The sequence below is a fragment of the Methylobacterium marchantiae genome (genome assembly GCF_042679825.1).
In the GTDB taxonomy this organism is placed as follows: domain Bacteria; phylum Pseudomonadota; class Alphaproteobacteria; order Rhizobiales; family Beijerinckiaceae; genus Methylobacterium; species Methylobacterium marchantiae.
The window spans coordinates 20181-35502 of the sequence record NZ_JBHTND010000019.1 but is presented as its reverse complement, the minus strand read 5'-3'; the positions used below and the strand labels follow the sequence as shown (position 1 = coordinate 35502).

The following is a 15322-nucleotide window of genomic DNA, read 5'->3' as shown; positions in this document are numbered from 1 at the left end:
GGCTGGTGTGATCCGCGCAATCCCGAAGAGGCTCTCGGCCTTTTCTTTGTCTCGACTTCAGTATGAGGGTTTCGGGTAGGAACACCGGTGTCGAACCGGCTTCGAGACCTTGGACCTACGAGCCTTCACCACCAAGACGCACCCCGCTCCAATTCTCCGATCCCGAGATGGTGCGCCACCGAGGCGCCGATATCGGCGAAGGTCTTCCGGCGCTCCAGGGCTTCCGCCCTTACTGCCGGCCCGAAGGCGAGGATCGGCACCTGCTCGCGGGTATGCTCCGTGCCGGTCCAGGTCGGGTCGTTGCCGTGGTCGGCGGTGACGATGCAGACGTCGCCCCGGCCGAGTACCGCATGAATCTCCGGTAGCCGGACGTCGAACGCTTCGAGCTCCGCAGCGTAGCCCGGCACGTCACGGCGATGACCGTATTCGGTATCGAAATCCACGAGGTTGAGGAAGACGAGCCCGCCCTCCGGCAAGTCTCGGAACGCGGTGAGTGCCGCATCGAGACAGGCGGCGTTGCCGGCCGGCTTGATCTCCTGCCCGGTGGACCGGTGGGCGAAGATGTCGCCGATCTTGCCGACGCTGACGACGGGGCGGCCCCTCGTCACGAGCCGGTCGAGCAGGGTCTCGCCGGGAGGCTGCGTCGCGTAATCCTTGCGGCGCGAGGTCCGCCTGAACCCGGTCTCCGCCGAGCCGACGAAGGGCCGGGCAATGACGCGACCAATACGGTAGGGATCGCAGAGGTCGCGGGCGATCCGGCAGAGTTCGTAGAGCCGCTCCAGCCCGAACGTCTCTTCGTGCGCAGCGATCTGGAAGACGCTGTCGGCCGAGGTGTAGCAGATCGGCTTTCCCGTCCGGACATGCTCGTCCCCGAAGCGTTCGATGATCGGCACGCCGGCCGCATGGCAATCGCCGAGGATGCCGGGCAGGCCGGCCTGCGCGGTCAGCGCCTCGGTGAGCGCTGCCGGAAAGGCCGGCAGGGTATCCGGAAAGTAGCCCCATTCCTCGATGACCGGCGCTCCCGCGATCTCCCAATGGCCCGAAGGCGTGTCCTTGCCGGGGGCGGTCTCAACCGCATGGCCGTAGGCGCCGGCTAAGGGGCCGATGGGTTCCAGACCGGGAGGAACCCGGCCGCTCGCGCCCGCTGCCGCGAGACCGAAGCCGAGACGCGCGAGGTTGGGCAGATGCAGGTTCCCTTTCCGAAGGCCCTCCCTGTCTCCGGCGCCTCGGGAACAGGCCTCGGCGATATGGCCGAGCGTGTCCGATCCCTCGTCGCCGTAGCGGGCCGCATCCGGGCCGCCGCCGATGCCGACCGAATCGAGGACAATCAGGAGGACGCGCGCCATCGTACTCGTTGTTCGTTGTCTTCAGGCCGGCACGACGTCTTCGGTCGTCGCGGAGTTGAGGTCGAAAGCGGCGGCGAACAGGGCCTGGGTGTATTCGGTCTGGGGCCGGGCGAAGATGGCCTCCGCCGGCCCTTCCTCCACCACTTTGCCGTTCTGCATCACCAGCACGTAGTTGGCCAGTGCGCGCACAACCTTGAGGTCGTGGCTGATGAAGAGATAGGCGAGCTTGCGTTCCCGCTGCAGGTCGCGGAGCAGGGTGACGATCTGCGCCTGAACCGAGCGGTCGAGGGCGGAGGTCGGCTCGTCGAGGACGACGAAGCGGGGCTTCAGCACCATGGCGCGGGCGATGGCGATGCGCTGGCGCTGGCCGCCGGAGAATTCGTGCGGGTAGCGATCCATGGTCGCGGGATCGAGGCCGACATCGGTGAGCGCCTTGGCGACCACGGCCCGGCGCTCGGTCCGGGACTTCACCGCCCCCTGCACCACGAGACCTTCGGCCACGATATCGGCCACCGTCATGCGCGGCGACAGCGAGCCATAGGGGTCCTGGAAGACGACCTGCATGTCGCGACGGAACGGACGCATCGGCCCGGGCCCGAGCCCGGCGATGGACTGCCCGAGGAAGACGATCGGCCCCTCGCTGCCGGTGAGGCGCAGGAGCGCGAGGCCCAGTGTCGTCTTGCCGGAACCGGATTCGCCGACGATCCCGATCGTTTCGCCCTCGCGGACGGCGAGAGAGACGCCGTCCACCGCCTTCACGTGGAAGGTCGTGCGCCGCAGCAGCCCCTCTCGGACCGGGAACCAGACCTTGAGCGGACCGGCCTCCAGCAGGCGCGGCGCATCCGCCGCCACCGGATTCGCACGCCCCTTCGGCTCGGAGGCGAGCAGGCGTTGCGTATATTCGTGTTTGGGAGCGGCGAAGATCTCGGCCACCGGGCCGGCCTCGACGATGCGGCCGGCGAGCATCACGCAGACCCGTGAGGCGATCCGCTGGACGATGCCGAGGTCGTGGGTGATGAACAGCATCGACATGCCGAGGCGCTTCTGCAGATCGGCCAGCAGCGTGAGGATCTGTGCCTGGACGGTGACGTCGAGGGCCGTCGTCGGCTCGTCCGCCACCAGAAGGTCGGGCTCGCAGGCGAGCGCCATGGCGATCATGACGCGCTGGCGCTGACCGCCTGACAATTCGTGCGGATAGGCGCCCATCCGCCGCTCGGCATCGCGCAGGCCGACGAGTTCGAGGAGTTCGAGGATGCGCCCCCGCGCCCTGCGGCCGGACAGACCGCGGTGGATCTCCAGGACCTCGCCGATCTGCCGCTGGATCGTGTGCAGCGGATTGAGCGAAGTCATAGGCTCCTGGAACACCATCGTGATGTCGGCGCCGCGGATCTTGCGCAGTTCGCGTTCCGGCAGTGCCAGGATGTCGCGCCCCTTGAACAGGATGCGGCCGCCGGGATGGACGGCGCTGCCGTCGAGGAGCCGCAGGATCGACAGGGCCGTCACCGACTTGCCCGACCCGGACTCGCCGACCAGGGCCACCGTCTCGCCCTCGTCGATGGTGAAGCTCACCCGGTCCACCGCCAGCGTCTCGCGGTCCCGCGACCGGAACGCGACCGACAGGTCCTGAACGTCGAGAAGCGTGTCGGTCATCGAGGTGCTGGCACCGGGTCCGGATGGAAGAAGGATCGCTGTCCTTATAGCGCGGCGCGATGTGATCGGCGAACGGCGATTGATCCGGAGCGAGACGCCACTACAAACGCCGCGTGACATCCCTGCGCCGCCTTGCCCTGCTGCTCCCGCTTCTCGCCGCCACGCCCGCCTCGGCCGAGGTGGCGACGGAGACCGTGGAACAGGCTCTCTGCCGCCTCATCGAGGATGCGGCCAGGGCCCGCAGCCTGCCGGTGCCGTTCCTGACGAGGCTGATCTGGCGGGAGAGCAGCTTCCGCGTGACCGCGGTGAGCCCGGTGGGTGCGCAGGGCGTCGCCCAGTTCATGCCGGGTACGGCGCGCGAACGCGGGCTGACCGATCCGTTCGATCCGGAGCAGGCGATCCCGCACGCGGCGCACCTGCTCGCCGATCTCAACCGCCAGTTCGGCAATCTCGGCCTCGCTGCGGCGGCTTATAACGGTGGCGCGGGCCGTGTTTCGGGCTGGCTCGCCGGGACCGGCGGCCTCCCCGCCGAGACACGGGCCTACGTCCTGGCGATCACCGGCGCTCCGGCGGAGGATTGGCGGGGCGGCGCTGCCGTGAATGGCGCCGAAGCGGGAAGCAATGAGAGCGAACCAACGAAGGGGGAGCCGCCGAAGACCTGCCTCCAGGTCACGGCCGCCCTGCGCATTCCCTCCCGCGGCGATCGCTTCGCGCTCGGCGGCAACGAAGGGCCGGCCGCGCCCTGGGGCATCCAGCTCGCCGGCAACTTCTCGAAATCCCTTGCGCTGCAGAGCTTTTCCCGCACCAGGAGCCTCTATGCCGGGGTGATCGGCGAGGTACGCCCGATGATCATCGGGACGCGCCTGCGGAGCCGCGGGACGCGCGCCTTCTACAGGATCCGCATTCCGGCCGAGAGCAGGGCGGCGGGCGACATTCTGTGCGGTCGGATCCGCAAGGCCGGGGGTGCCTGCATCGTGTTGCGGACCTGAAATGGGAATTTCCCCGTTCCGGTCATGAATCCGCCGCGACGGGCGTGTCATTCGGGTGTTCGTTTCCCCGTCTGAGAGATGCATGACCCGCGCCTTCGCCGCTTTCGCCACGCTCGTCTGCCTCGCTCTCGCCGCCTTCGCGGTCACGGCCTGTTCGCCCCTCGCCCTGTTCGATGCGATCGGCCCCCGCGACCCGGGCGGGAGACTCGTCCAGAAGAACGCGGCCTTCGGGACCCATCCGCGCCAGCGCCTCGACGTCTTCACGCCCGTCGGCGGCGCCACGGATGCAACGGTGCTGGTGTTCTTCTACGGCGGCTCGTGGAAATCCGGCGCGAAGGACGATTACGAGTTCGTGGGGCAGGCGCTTGCGGCGCAGGGCTTCGTCACCGTCATTCCCGATTACCGCGTCTATCCGGAAGTGCGGTTCCCCGATTTCCTCGATGACGGTGCCGCCGCCATCGCCTGGGTCCGCGACAACATCGCCGAATATGGCGGCGATCCGCGCCGCATCGTCCTCGCGGGTCATTCCGCCGGAGCCTACAATGCGGTGATGCTCGGACTCGATCCGCGCTACCTGCGCAAGGCCGGCGTCGATCCGAAGGTGATCCGTGCAGTGGCCGGCCTGTCGGGACCCTACGATTTCTACCCCTTCGACCAGGATACCTCCCGCGACCTCTTCGGAGAGGCGCCCGATCCGGCCGAAACCCAGCCTATCACCTTCGCCGGTCCGCATTCGCCGCCGGCCTTCCTCGCCTCGGGCGACGCCGACACCATTGTCCGCCCGCGCAACACCCAGAGCCTCGCCGCCCGCCTGCGCACGGTTCGCGTCCCGGTGCAGGAGCGGATCTATTCCGGCCTCGACCATGCCGACACGCTGCTCGCGCTCTCGGTCACCTTCCGCTCGAAGGCGCCGGAATTGTCGGAGATGACGACCTTCCTCAAGCAATATGCCGGCGACCGGCAGCGCGCGCGGGCGGTCTCGCGCTAGAGCTGCCGGTCCGAGGACGAGCGAGGGTGAACGAAGCGATGCGCGACGACGATACCGACCGGCCGAAACGCCCGGTCTCCCACGTGATCGGGGAAAGCCTCGACACGCTCTCGGTCGACGAGATCACGCAGCGCCTCGCGCTGCTGCAGACCGAGATCGAGCGACTGGAGGCGGCGCGATCCGCCAAGAAGACGGCGCTGGATCGGGCGTCGTCGATCTTCAAACTCTAGGCCCGAGCTACGGCTTCACGCCGGAAGGCACGCTCCTCGGCGCCCAGCCGGGCGATGTCGTCCGGCCCGACCGCTTCCATCCCATGCGCGATCCGCAATGCGCGGGTCGGTTCGCCGGCCCGCATCACCAGGACGATGGTCTCGCGATCGGCGCAGCCCGGCTCGGCGCAGGCGATCTCGTTGACGGCGAGGATGTCGTCCTCGCCGAGCGACAGGGCGGCGCGAAGCTCTTCCTTCAGCTTCGCCGCGACGGCCGAGCGTGCCGCCGAGCGGGTGCGGGAGTCTTTCAGCGAGAAGAACGCCATCACGCCGCTTCGCGCCGCCATGCCGGGAAGGGATCGGGCAGGGAGCGGTATGGCGCCGGATCGAAATGCGCCACGTCTTCCGCGCCCACGAGGCAGGCATCGAGGGCCTTCGTGATGGCCTCGCGGTCGAGCCCCGTTCCGATGAAGACGAGTTCCTGGCGCCGGTCGCCCCAGGCCTCGCTCCAGTTCTCCGCGAGGTGGGTGCGCCACTCCGCGTCGTCCGGCCAGCGCGATTTCGGCACGCAGACCCACCATGCCCCCATCGGCGAGACCCGCGCGATGGAACCGGCGAGGGAGAATTCGCCCACCCAGTCGGGCCGGGTCGCGAGCCAGAAATGGCCCTTCGCGCGGATGAGGCCCGGCCATGTCGCCTTGGTGAAGGCGTGGAAGGCCCGCGGATCGAACGGGCGTCGGGCCCGGTAGACGAAGGAGCCGATCCCGTATTCCTCGGTCTCGGGCACATGCTCATGCGCGCCGTAGAGTTCCTTGAACCAGAGCGGGTGCTCCTGTGCCTTCTCCTCGCTGAAGAGCCCCGTCTCCAGGATGTCGCCCAGCGGCACCCGGCCATAGGCGGCCTCGACGATCCGGGCATCGGCATTGAGCCCGCGCACGACGGCGCGGACCAGGGCGAGCTGATCCTCGCCGACATCGTCGGCCTTGTTGACGACGATCACGTCGGCGAACTCGATCTGCTCCACCAGGAGATCGACGAGGGTCCGTGCATCCTCCTCGCCGGCGGTCTCCCCCCGGTCGCGGAGGAACGCGCTCGACCCGTAGTCGCGGAGGAGATTCACCGCATCGACCACGGTGACCATCGTATCCAGGCGGGCGACGTCGCTGAGGGCCGCCCCGTCCTCGTCGCGGAAGGAGAAGGTGCTCGCCACGGGCAGAGGCTCGGCGATGCCGGTCCCTTCGATCAGGAGATAATCGAACCGTCCTTCCTCGGAGAGGCGGCGCACCTCGGCGAGGAGGTCGTCGCGCAGGGTGCAGCAGATGCAGCCGTTGGTCATCTCCACCAGCCGCTCGTCGGTGCGGGACAGGTTCGCCCCGCCCTCGCGGACCAGGGCTGCGTCGATGTTCACCTCGCTCATGTCGTTGACGATCACGGCGACGCGCCGGCCCTCGCGATTGTTGAGGACATGGTTCAACAGCGTCGTCTTGCCGGCGCCGAGAAAGCCGGAGAGGACGGTGACGGGCAGTCTGGGATCGCGCTGTAACATCCGAAGCTCACGATTGAAATGTAATACTGTTACATTTCAATCGATCGCGACTGTCAACCGATGACGGAAAATCTCTGTCGAGCGGTAGACAGAAGGGGGTCGAAAAGCAGCCCTCGCGTGTTAGGGGAGGGCGCGTCTCGGCGTGTTCGCAACCTGCATGCGAGCGTGCCGGGAAATCGGTCGAGGATGGAACTCAGTGCGACCCTGGCGTGAAGGACCGGGAGACCGGCGCAGCTACCATCACGGCAACCTCAAAGAGGCGCTGATCGAGGCGGCGCGCCGGTTCATCGCCGAGCGGGGCGTCGGCGGCTTCACCCTGGTCGATGCGGCCCGCCTCGTCGGCGTGACCCCGGCCGCGCTCTACCGCCATTTCCGGGGACGCGAGGCCCTGCTCGAAGAAGTGGCCGGGCGTGGCTTCACCGATCTCGCCGAGCGACTGGCCCGGTCCCTCTCCTCGCGCGGCACGCCTCTGGAGCGGTTCACACGGATGGGCGAAGCCTATCTCGCCTTCGCCGAGGAGGAGCCGGGCTATTATGCCGCGATCTTCGAGACGCGGGGCGCGCCCATGACGGCGAGCCCTAATCCCTCCAATGCGCCCGCGCGGCCGAGCCCGTTCGACCTCCTGCTCGAAGCCTTGAAATCGACGTTTCCGGAAGGGTTCGGAGGCGTCGAGCCGCGCTTCATCGCCCTCGAAGTCTGGGCCCTCTCGCACGGGCTCTCGACCCTTTCCGCATCGGGACACCTGCCGAAAGGGCCGGGAATGCCCGACAAGTACGAGCTGCTGCGCGCGGGCGTGCTCGCCTTCGTCCACGGCGCCGGAGGCCCGCGAGCCTCAGGTTGAGAACCGGCCCGGACCGGCCCTTGAAAGCACGCTCCTGCATCCGCAAGTAAATGTGGTTCACATTAACATCGGAGCTGTGAGCCGTGAGCTTTTCCTCGACCTCCCCCTGGGCCACCGGCAAAGCCTGCCGCAGTGGTCCGTTTCCCCGCCGTTCGTTCGAGATCGGCGCCGTCGTCGTCGCATTCATCTACTGGTGGCCGCTGGCGGCGGCCTACATCGCCTGGAAGGTCGCGGGCTACCCTGCGCTCTCCGAACTGCGTGGCATGGTCGGCCGCGGCGCCGACTGGCAGGCCGGTATGCGTAAGTCGCGCTTCGCCCGGGCCTTCGAGGCGGCCGACCTGCGCGGCACCGGCAACCTCGCCTTTGACGAGTACCGTCGTTCGGAGCTCGACAGGCTCGATGCCCAGCGCAAGGCGCTGCAGGAAGAGAGCCGGGCCTTCGCCGAGTTCGTCGACGAGCTGAAGCGCGCCAAGGATCGCGAGCAGTTCGACGCCTTCATGGCCAAGCGCGGCAACGGCGGACCGTCGCAGAGCGTCTGAGCGCTGCCATACGCCGAGAATCGAGGGCTCCCGGCCATGTGGCCGGGGGCCTTTTTCATGCGTGGTGGGATCGCCGGCCCGCTCTGGGTTCAATCCTCGAGCTTCCTGAGGTGATGCAGCGCGATGAAGTGCAGGCAGAATCCGATGATCAGCGCCGACATGCTGACCGCGCCCGGCTCGGTCTGCAGGAATTTCAGCGAAACCGCCCATGCCTCGGACCGCGTGAGCCGATGGTCGTACCCCTCGTAGAGACGCATGCCCGGCAGCAGGAAGCCGATCATCACCAGGGATGTCCCGAGGGTGTTGAGAAAGGTGGCGCGATAGCGAACCCTGTCGTTCCGGGCGGACTTGCTCATCGGCGATCGTCGTTGAAAGAACGTCATCGGGGGGCCGGGTCTCACTCTCGTTCTTGGCGTCGGTACGTGCCTTCACCTGGCTTTCACCAGATGGCGGGCCATAACAGCCGTCGCCGGTCGGGTCCCGGTCTCGAATCGGATGGCCAGGTCTCAGGGGAGTGCGAGCGATGCAGGATGCGGGCGGTCGAGGGACAGGCAGTCAGGGGATGGACGCGCGGGCATCGGTCACGGTGGTCGGCCATCCCCTCGTCCAGCACAAATTGACCCTGCTGCGGCAGAAGGAGCGCTCCACCAAGGGCTTCCGCCAGATCCTCAACGAGATCGGCATGCTGCTCGCCTACGAGGTCACCCGCGACCTGCCTCTGGAGCGCGTGATGATCGAGACACCGATCCAGGCGATGGAAGCGCCGCAGATCGCCGGCAAGAAGCTCGTCCTCGCACCGATCCTGCGCGCCGGCGTCGGCTTCCTCGACGGCATGCTCTCGCTGGTGCCCTCGGCCCGCGTGGCGCATGTCGGCCTCTATCGCGACCCGGACACGCTGGAGGCGGTCGAATATTATTTCAAGGCGCCGTCCGACCTCGCGGACCGGACCGTCCTCGTCCTCGACCCGATGCTCGCCACCGCCAATTCCGCCATCGCGGCGATCGATCTCCTCAAGCAGCGCGGCGCACGTGACCTGCGCTTCGTCTGTCTGCTCGCGGCTCCCGAAGGTGTCGCGAAGCTTCAGGCGACGCATCCCGACGTGCCGGTCTGGACCGCCTCCATCGACAGCCATCTCAACGACCACGGCTACATCGTGCCCGGCCTCGGCGATGCCGGTGACCGGATGTACGGTACGCGCTGACGTAGAACGACGTCGCCTTGAGGGCACGTGTCGTCGCCGAGGCTACTCGCCCTTGCCAAGACGCGCTCCGGCCGCACATGACGGGTCACGCCAACCGGAGAAGTGATGCGATGACGTCAAGCCCAGACCTGCCCGAGACCATGCGCCAGATCCGGTTCGCAGGAGCAGGCGGGGCCGATGTCCTGACGCTGGAGACGGTGCCGCTGCCCCGGCCCGGTTCGGGTCAGGTCCTCATCGAAGTCGTGGCGGCGGGCGTGAACCGACCCGACATCCAGCAGCGCGAGGGCAAGTATCCGCCGCCGAAGGGCGCCACCGAGATACCGGGCCTCGAAGTGGCCGGCCGGATCGTCGCGCTCGGCGAGGGCGCGGAGGGCTTCGCCATCGGCGAGGAGGTCTGCGCATTGACGATCAGCGGCGGTTACGCTGAATTCTCCGTTGCCGAGGTCGGGCAATGCCTCCCGCGCCCCGCCCCCCTGTCCCTCGTCGAGGCGGCGGGCATCCCCGAGAACTACTTCACCGTCTATTCCACGGTTATCGAACGCGGCCGTCTCCAGCCCGGCGAGGCCTTCCTCGTCCATGGCGGATCGAGCGGCATCGGATCGACGGCGATCCAGATCGCCAAGCATCACGGCGCCCGGGTCTTCGCCACGGCAGGTTCGGCCGAGAAATGCGACTTCTGCCGCGAACTCGGCGCCGAGGCGGCGATCAACTATCGCGAGGAGGATTTCGTCGAGCGGGTGAAGGCCCTCACCGACGGCTCGGGCGTCGACGTGATCCTCGACATGGTCGGCGCGCCGTATCTGGCGAAGAACCTCTCGGCGCTCGCCATCGAGGGGCGCCTCGTCCAGATCGCCTTCATGCAGGGCTACAAGGTCGATGCCTTCAGCATGACGCCGATCATGATGAAGCGCCTCACCTTCACGGGCGCCACCCTGCGCGCCCGGCCGAAGCCGGAGAAAGCCGCCATCGCGCGTGGCCTGGCGCGGGACGTGTGGCCGCTTCTCGAATCGGGGACGATCCGTCCGATCATCCACGCCACGTTCCCCCTGGAGGAGGCGGCACGTGCCCACGAACTCATGGAGTCGAGCGCCCATCTCGGCAAGATCATGCTGACGACCGGCCGCTGACCGCAGGAACTCCCGATCCGACCCGACGTTTGACCCTCATCACAGAGTCACGCGTCCGGGCCGGGAGCTCAGGGCGCCATCAATGAGGGGCCAAATGGCAGAGCAACTTCACGGACAGGATTCCCGCCAGGGCAGGAAGGGCAAGCCGGTTCTCTACGTGCTGGTGGCGAGCCTCGCACTCCTGGTCGTGGCCATCGTCGGCCTGATGACGTGGCAGGGCTCCAAGTCCGGGCCGGATTACGCGAGCCAGACCAGCGCCGGCACTCAAAATCCGGGTGCCAGCAACCAACCGAACAGCGGCCTGAAGACGGACGTGCCAACCAGCACCGGTAGCACCGTCCCGGCCAATACCCAGCCGTCCACCAATTCCGCGCGCTGATCTCCCGTAATAGGGCTCATGACGAGAAAAAGCCGGCTCCGTTCACACGGAGCCGGCTTTTTCGTGGGTGAAAGAGCTGTGCGATCCCTGAGACCGGCAGGCTCAGCGGGTCGGGACCGGCGTTTCGCCACGGTAATCGTAAAAGCCGCGCTTCGTCTTGCGGCCGAGCCACCCGGCTTCGACGTATTTCACCAGCAGCGGGCAGGGACGGTACTTCGAATCCGCCAGACCTTCGTAGAGCACCTGCATCACGGACAGGCAGGTATCGAGGCCGATGAAATCGGCGAGCTGGAGGGGGCCCATCGGGTGGTTGGCGCCGAGCTTCATGGCGGTATCGATGGCTTCCACCGAGCCGACGCCCTCGTAGAGCGTGTAGATCGCCTCGTTGATCATCGGCAGCAGGATGCGGTTGACGATGAAGGCCGGAAAATCCTCCGACATCGTCGAGATTTTGCCGAGCTTGGCGATGAAGGCCTTGGCCGAGACGTAGGTCGGGTCCGCTGTCGCGATCCCGCGGATGAGTTCCACGAGCTGCATGACGGGGACCGGATTCATGAAATGAATGCCGATAAAGCGCTCGGGGCGGTCCGTCGCCGCGGCAAGGCGTGTGATCGAGATCGACGACGTGTTCGTCGCCACCAGAGCATCGGGCTTGAGCGAGGGACACAGGGCCGTGAAGATCTGGCGCTTGGTGGCCTCGTCCTCCGTGGCGGCCTCGATCACCAGATCGCAGGCCGCGAGGTCGTCGTAACTTTCGGCGGCCAGGATGCGGGAGACGCCGCTGCGGCGCTGCTCATCGGTGATCGTCCCCTTGGAGACCTGGCGTGCCAGATTGCCGTCGATGGTGGCGAGCCCGCTGTAGATTTTGGCGGTGTCGCGGTCGTTCAACCGCACGTCCAGGCCAGCCATGGCGCAGACATGCGCGATACCGCTTCCCATCTGGCCGGCGCCGATGATGCCGACGGTCTTGATCTCGATGGCCATCGCTTAGAACTCGCACCCCTGAGGCGCGGCCGGTTCGGCCGCAGAACGCCCGCCTAGCGATCAAGGCGTTGGCGCCGGCAATGACTTGCGGCGCACAAAATTCCTAGAGCATTTTCGCGGCGACGTGCAGTCTGGACGAGCGCTTAATCGGAAAAGAACTCCGCCGCGGCGAAGCGCGGCGGAGGGTTCGTTCTGTTTAGGGCGGTGGAGTCAGCCCTTGGCCTTGGTGATCTCGGCCTGGAGCTCGGGGACGATCTGGAACAGGTCGCCGACGAGGCCATAATCCGCCACCTGGAAGATCGGCGCGTCCTCGTCCTTGTTGATCGCGACGATGACCTTCGAATCCTTCATGCCGGCCAGATGCTGGATCGCGCCGGAGATGCCCACTGCCACGTAGAGGTCCGGGGCGACGACCTTTCCGGTCTGGCCGACCTGCCAGTCGTTGGGAGCGTAGCCGGCATCGACCGCGGCGCGCGAGGCACCCACAGCCGCACCGAGGGCATCGGCCAGCGGCTCGATCAGCTCCTTGAACTTCTCCGACGAACCGAGCGAGCGACCGCCCGAGACGATGATCTTGGCCGCCGCCAGTTCCGGACGGTCGGACTGTGCGATCTCCTCGCCCTTGAACGTCGACTTGCCCGAGGCGGGAGCGCTTACGCCGACCGACTCCACCGGAGCCGCGGAGCCGTCGGCCGCGGCGGCCTTGAAGGCGGCCATGCGGACGGTGATAACCTTCTTGCCCTCGGCGGCCTGAACCGTCTGGATCGCGTTGCCGGCGTAGATCGGCCGATCGAACGTATCGGGCGAGACCACGGTCATGATGTCCGAGATCTGTGCCACGTCGAGGAGCGCGGCCACGCGCGGCAGGACGTTCTTGCCGGTGGTGGAGGCGGCCGCGATGACGACGTCGTAATCGCCGGCCAGCGAGACGATCAGCGCGGCGGTGGGCTCCGCGAGAGCGTGGTCGTAGGCCGCGTCCTCGGCCAGCAGCACCTTTTCGATCCCGTCGAGGGCGGCTGCCGCATCGGCTGCGGGACGGCTTCCCGCGCCTGCGACCAGGGCGTGGATCGGGCCGCCGATCTCCTTGGCGGCGGTGAGGGCCTTCAGGCTGGCGTCGCGCACGGCGCCGTTATCGTGCTCGATGAGGAGGAGAGTGGCCATGCTATGTGTCGAACCTCGTATTCTGCGGGACCGGTCGCCCGTCGCGGTATCGCGCCGGGCCGCGGTCTGAAGGGAATGATGAAGAACCGCCGGCCGTCCGGTGACGGCCGGCCGAGGCCGGCAGCTCAGATGACCGAGGCTTCGCCCTTCAGCTTCTGGACGAGCTCGGCGGCCGAGCCGACCTTGATGCCGGCCTTGCGGCCGGCCGGCTCGACGGTCTTCAGGACCTTGACCCGAGGGGTCACGTCGACGCCGAGCGCATCGGGGCTCAATTCCTCGAGCGGCTTCTTCTTCGCCTTCATGATGTTGGGCAGAGAGGCGTAGCGCGGCTCGTTGAGACGCAGGTCCGTCGTCACGATCGCCGGCAGGGCCAGGGTCACGGTCTGCAGACCGCCATCCACTTCGCGGGTGACGTCGATCGATCCTTCGCCGAACTCGAGTTTGAAGGCGAAGGTGCCCTGCGGCCAGTCGAGCAAAGCGGCCAGCATCTGGCCGGTCTGGTTGGAATCGTCGTCGATGGCCTGCTTGCCGAGGATGACGAGACCGGGGGCTTCCTTCTCGACGATCGCCTTGAGGATCTTGGCCACGGCCAGCGGCTCGACGAGCCCGTCGGTCTTCACCAGGATCGCCCGGTCGGCACCCATGGCGAGCGCCGTGCGCAGGGTCTCCTGCGCCTGCTGCGGACCGATGGAGACGGCAATGATCTCCGTCGCCTTGCCTTTTTCCTTCAGACGGATCGCCTCCTCGACGGCGATCTCGTCGAAGGGGTTCATCGACATCTTGACGTTGGCGAGCTCCACGCCCGAACCGTCGGCCTTGACCCGGATCTTGACGTTGTAGTCGACGACCCGCTTCACGGGCACCAGAACCTTCATGGCGGTCACAATCCCTTCGCTGATTTTCTTGGCAAGAGGGCCGGCGCAGCGCGCGAAGGGCCTCCGACATGGTCGGAGGTCCGGGCACCCTTCTGAAATGAGGCGGCGGACCGTAACGGGCGGATTTCGGCCTTGTCAACGCGTGCCGAGGTCGAGCCTCCGCGTCGAACGCACGAGACGTGGGTCGGGCGCCGCACTGGACGACGTGCCCGGAAGGCTTCGCCTCAGCGGTTGAAGGTTTCGCCTCAGCGGTTGAAGGTTTCGCCTCAGCGGTTCTTGCCCGGGACCCAAAGCACGTCGTCGGCCCCGTTTGCATTCGCCGTGCGGCTCGCCACGAAGAGGAAATCCGACAGGCGGTTGAGGTATTGCAGGGCTTCGGGCGAGACGCGCTCGCCCTCCACGGCCGCCAGGGCTACCGTGAGGCGTTCGGCCCGGCGGCAGATCGTGCGGGCCAGGTGCAGGGCGGCGGAAGCCGGCGAGCCGCCGGGAAGCACGAAGGACTTGAGCGGCGACAGATCGGCGTTGAGCGCGTCGATATCCGCTTCGATCCGCCTCACCTGGCTCGCGACGATGCGCAGCGGCTCGTATTTCGGCGGCTCGTCGCTTTCCGGGGTCGCGAGATCGGCTCCGAGATCGAACAGATCGTTCTGGATGCGGCCGAGCATCGCGTCGAGGACGGGTTCGGCGTGGAGGCGGACGAGGCCGATACACGCATTGGTCTCGTCGACCGTGCCATAGGCCTCGATCCTCAGATCGGCCTTGGATCGGCGCTCGCCGTTGGCGAGTGCCGTGGATCCCTTGTCGCCGGTGCGCGTGTAGATGCGGTTGAGGGTGACCAAGGATTATCCGATCTCAAGGCGTCGAATCAGAAGGTGTAGCCGAGCTTGCCGCCGAAATTCGTGAGGCCGCGGTTCTCGTGGCACAGGCCGGCATTCGACATATGCTCGACGGTGGCCATGATGCTCCAATGCTCGGTCAGGCGGAAGCCCAGGGCCGCCGCTTCGCGGAACAGCGGGTTGCAGCCCAGAGCGTTGAAGCCGGGAGGAGCATTCGCCTTGAGGCCGTTATAGCCGTTATGCGCCGCGCCGCCGAAGAAGCCTTCGAGGAAGACCGTGTTGTTCAGGGTCTGCGGGAAGAGGTCCACCGTCCAGGTCGCGCCGATATAGGCGTAGCTGGTGCGGCCGCCGAAATTGTAGCTGCCGCCCACGGTCGGGCGGGGCACGAAGGCCTGCCAGAACGGGTCGAGGCTCACCAGCGGCTTGGTGAAGAGGATTTCGCCGTTGATGTTGTTGGTGCTGTTCTCGGCGCTGCCGGGATCCTGGACCGAGCCGCCGATACGGACCTCGGAGACGATGCTCAAGGGCTTCACCGGCGTCATGTAGGCCGCGGGAGGCGGCGTGCGCAGATCGGCGGCCTGGGCGGCGCACACGACGGGAAGGGCAAGAGCGCCGGCGACGAGGCGGAAGCAGATGGCGTGCATCGATGAC

18 protein-coding genes are annotated in these 15322 nt (G+C 67.2%); 8 read left to right on the top strand and 10 right to left on the bottom strand.

Annotated elements, in window-relative coordinates; all coding sequences use genetic code 11:
• Positions 1 to 125 precede the first annotated feature (125 nt).
• Both ACFQ4G_RS14490 and ACFQ4G_RS14485 read right to left on the bottom strand, forming a co-directional pair.
• Positions 126 to 1346, bottom strand: a complete 1221-nt coding sequence (locus ACFQ4G_RS14490; protein WP_238204410.1) for a phosphopentomutase — start codon at positions 1344 to 1346, stop codon at positions 126 to 128.
• Between the two features lie 21 nt (positions 1347 to 1367).
• Positions 1368 to 2996, bottom strand: coding sequence for an ABC transporter ATP-binding protein (locus ACFQ4G_RS14485; RefSeq protein WP_238204409.1), 1629 nt, complete (start codon positions 2994 to 2996; stop codon positions 1368 to 1370).
• A gap of 122 nt (positions 2997 to 3118) precedes the next feature.
• Between ACFQ4G_RS14485 and ACFQ4G_RS14480 the strand changes: the two genes are divergently transcribed.
• From ACFQ4G_RS14480 to ACFQ4G_RS14470, 3 genes are all read left to right on the top strand, one after another.
• On the top strand, positions 3119 to 3985 hold the full coding sequence (locus tag ACFQ4G_RS14480) for a lytic transglycosylase domain-containing protein (RefSeq protein ID WP_379040467.1): 867 nt from the start codon (positions 3119 to 3121) through the stop codon (positions 3983 to 3985).
• Positions 3986 to 4067: 82 nt separating this feature from the next.
• The gene (locus ACFQ4G_RS14475) at positions 4068 to 4973 is read left to right on the top strand and encodes an alpha/beta hydrolase (protein WP_238204407.1); all 906 of its coding nucleotides are present in this window, start codon (positions 4068 to 4070) and stop codon (positions 4971 to 4973) included.
• 26 nt (positions 4974 to 4999) lie between these two features.
• On the top strand, positions 5000 to 5203 hold the full coding sequence (locus ACFQ4G_RS14470) for a DUF1192 domain-containing protein (RefSeq protein WP_379040450.1): 204 nt from the start codon (positions 5000 to 5002) through the stop codon (positions 5201 to 5203).
• On the opposite strand, the gene ACFQ4G_RS14465 is transcribed toward ACFQ4G_RS14470, so the two are convergent.
• The gene (locus ACFQ4G_RS14465; RefSeq protein ID WP_238204499.1) at positions 5200 to 5508 is read right to left on the bottom strand and encodes a hypothetical protein; all 309 of its coding nucleotides are present in this window, start codon (positions 5506 to 5508) and stop codon (positions 5200 to 5202) included. The genes ACFQ4G_RS14470 and ACFQ4G_RS14465 overlap by 4 nt on opposite strands.
• Positions 5508 to 6728, bottom strand: a complete 1221-nt coding sequence (zigA, locus tag ACFQ4G_RS14460; protein ID WP_238204405.1) for a zinc metallochaperone GTPase ZigA — start codon at positions 6726 to 6728, stop codon at positions 5508 to 5510. Before zigA ends, ACFQ4G_RS14465 begins: the two co-directional genes overlap by 1 nt.
• A gap of 196 nt (positions 6729 to 6924) precedes the next feature.
• Here zigA and ACFQ4G_RS14455 point away from each other — a divergent pair, with 196 nt between their 5' ends.
• Complete coding sequence (locus ACFQ4G_RS14455) at positions 6925 to 7569, top strand: TetR/AcrR family transcriptional regulator (RefSeq protein ID WP_238204403.1); 645 nt, start codon at positions 6925 to 6927, stop codon at positions 7567 to 7569.
• A gap of 83 nt (positions 7570 to 7652) precedes the next feature.
• A complete protein-coding gene (locus ACFQ4G_RS14450) occupies positions 7653 to 8108 on the top strand; it encodes a DUF2852 domain-containing protein (RefSeq protein WP_238204401.1) in 456 nt (151 codons plus the stop codon).
• An 89-nt stretch (positions 8109 to 8197) separates the two neighbouring features.
• Here ACFQ4G_RS14450 and ACFQ4G_RS14445 read toward each other — a convergent pair whose 3' ends face one another.
• Complete coding sequence (locus ACFQ4G_RS14445; protein WP_238204399.1) at positions 8198 to 8464, bottom strand: hypothetical protein; 267 nt, start codon at positions 8462 to 8464, stop codon at positions 8198 to 8200.
• Between the two features lie 206 nt (positions 8465 to 8670).
• Here ACFQ4G_RS14445 and upp point away from each other — a divergent pair, with 206 nt between their 5' ends.
• The 3 genes from upp (at position 8671) to ACFQ4G_RS14430 (ending at position 10815) form a co-directional block, all read left to right on the top strand.
• Positions 8671 to 9309 carry a uracil phosphoribosyltransferase gene (gene upp, locus ACFQ4G_RS14440; RefSeq protein ID WP_238204397.1) on the top strand — a complete coding sequence of 213 codons (639 nt, stop codon included), beginning with the start codon at positions 8671 to 8673 and terminating at the stop codon, positions 9307 to 9309.
• Positions 9310 to 9419: 110 nt separating this feature from the next.
• Positions 9420 to 10436 carry an NAD(P)H-quinone oxidoreductase gene (locus ACFQ4G_RS14435; protein ID WP_238204395.1) on the top strand — a complete coding sequence of 339 codons (1017 nt, stop codon included), beginning with the start codon at positions 9420 to 9422 and terminating at the stop codon, positions 10434 to 10436.
• Between the two features lie 94 nt (positions 10437 to 10530).
• Complete coding sequence (locus tag ACFQ4G_RS14430; protein WP_238204394.1) at positions 10531 to 10815, top strand: hypothetical protein; 285 nt, start codon at positions 10531 to 10533, stop codon at positions 10813 to 10815.
• Positions 10816 to 10917: 102 nt separating this feature from the next.
• Here the strand turns inward: ACFQ4G_RS14430 and ACFQ4G_RS14425 are convergent, their stop codons facing one another.
• The 5 genes from ACFQ4G_RS14425 to ACFQ4G_RS14405 all read right to left on the bottom strand — a co-directional run bounded on the left by ACFQ4G_RS14425 (position 10918) and on the right by ACFQ4G_RS14405 (position 15315).
• Positions 10918 to 11799: a 3-hydroxybutyryl-CoA dehydrogenase gene (locus ACFQ4G_RS14425; RefSeq protein WP_238204393.1), complete on the bottom strand. Its 882-nt coding sequence runs from the start codon at positions 11797 to 11799 to the stop codon at positions 10918 to 10920.
• A gap of 210 nt (positions 11800 to 12009) precedes the next feature.
• The gene (locus ACFQ4G_RS14420) at positions 12010 to 12960 is read right to left on the bottom strand and encodes an electron transfer flavoprotein subunit alpha/FixB family protein (RefSeq protein WP_238204391.1); all 951 of its coding nucleotides are present in this window, start codon (positions 12958 to 12960) and stop codon (positions 12010 to 12012) included.
• 125 nt (positions 12961 to 13085) lie between these two features.
• Positions 13086 to 13835, bottom strand: coding sequence for an electron transfer flavoprotein subunit beta/FixA family protein (locus tag ACFQ4G_RS14415; protein ID WP_238204390.1), 750 nt, complete (start codon positions 13833 to 13835; stop codon positions 13086 to 13088).
• 266 nt (positions 13836 to 14101) lie between these two features.
• Positions 14102 to 14674, bottom strand: coding sequence for a cob(I)yrinic acid a,c-diamide adenosyltransferase (locus ACFQ4G_RS14410; RefSeq protein WP_238204389.1), 573 nt, complete (start codon positions 14672 to 14674; stop codon positions 14102 to 14104).
• Positions 14675 to 14700: 26 nt separating this feature from the next.
• Positions 14701 to 15315, bottom strand: coding sequence for an acyloxyacyl hydrolase (locus ACFQ4G_RS14405; RefSeq protein WP_238204387.1), 615 nt, complete (start codon positions 15313 to 15315; stop codon positions 14701 to 14703).
• Positions 15316 to 15322 lie beyond the last annotated feature (7 nt).

What these genes read in the sequence shown, in the direction of transcription:
- ACFQ4G_RS14490 (WP_238204410.1), bottom strand. Translation starts at nt 1,346, where the DNA reads ATGGCGCGCGTCCTCCTGATTGTCCTCGATTCGGTCGGCATCGGCGGC.
- ACFQ4G_RS14485 (WP_238204409.1), bottom strand. Translation starts at nt 2,996, where the DNA reads ATGACCGACACGCTTCTCGACGTTCAGGACCTGTCGGTCGCGTTCCGG.
- ACFQ4G_RS14475 (WP_238204407.1), top strand. Translation starts at nt 4,068, where the DNA reads ATGACCCGCGCCTTCGCCGCTTTCGCCACGCTCGTCTGCCTCGCTCTC.
- ACFQ4G_RS14465 (WP_238204499.1), bottom strand. Translation starts at nt 5,508, where the DNA reads ATGGCGTTCTTCTCGCTGAAAGACTCCCGCACCCGCTCGGCGGCACGC.
- zigA (WP_238204405.1), bottom strand. Translation starts at nt 6,728, where the DNA reads ATGTTACAGCGCGATCCCAGACTGCCCGTCACCGTCCTCTCCGGCTTT.
- ACFQ4G_RS14445 (WP_238204399.1), bottom strand. Translation starts at nt 8,464, where the DNA reads ATGAGCAAGTCCGCCCGGAACGACAGGGTTCGCTATCGCGCCACCTTT.
- upp (WP_238204397.1), top strand. Translation starts at nt 8,671, where the DNA reads ATGGACGCGCGGGCATCGGTCACGGTGGTCGGCCATCCCCTCGTCCAG.
- ACFQ4G_RS14435 (WP_238204395.1), top strand. Translation starts at nt 9,420, where the DNA reads ATGACGTCAAGCCCAGACCTGCCCGAGACCATGCGCCAGATCCGGTTC.
- ACFQ4G_RS14430 (WP_238204394.1), top strand. Translation starts at nt 10,531, where the DNA reads ATGGCAGAGCAACTTCACGGACAGGATTCCCGCCAGGGCAGGAAGGGC.
- ACFQ4G_RS14425 (WP_238204393.1), bottom strand. Translation starts at nt 11,799, where the DNA reads ATGGCCATCGAGATCAAGACCGTCGGCATCATCGGCGCCGGCCAGATG.
- ACFQ4G_RS14420 (WP_238204391.1), bottom strand. Translation starts at nt 12,960, where the DNA reads ATGGCCACTCTCCTCCTCATCGAGCACGATAACGGCGCCGTGCGCGAC.
- ACFQ4G_RS14415 (WP_238204390.1), bottom strand. Translation starts at nt 13,835, where the DNA reads ATGAAGGTTCTGGTGCCCGTGAAGCGGGTCGTCGACTACAACGTCAAG.
- ACFQ4G_RS14405 (WP_238204387.1), bottom strand. Translation starts at nt 15,315, where the DNA reads ATGCACGCCATCTGCTTCCGCCTCGTCGCCGGCGCTCTTGCCCTTCCC.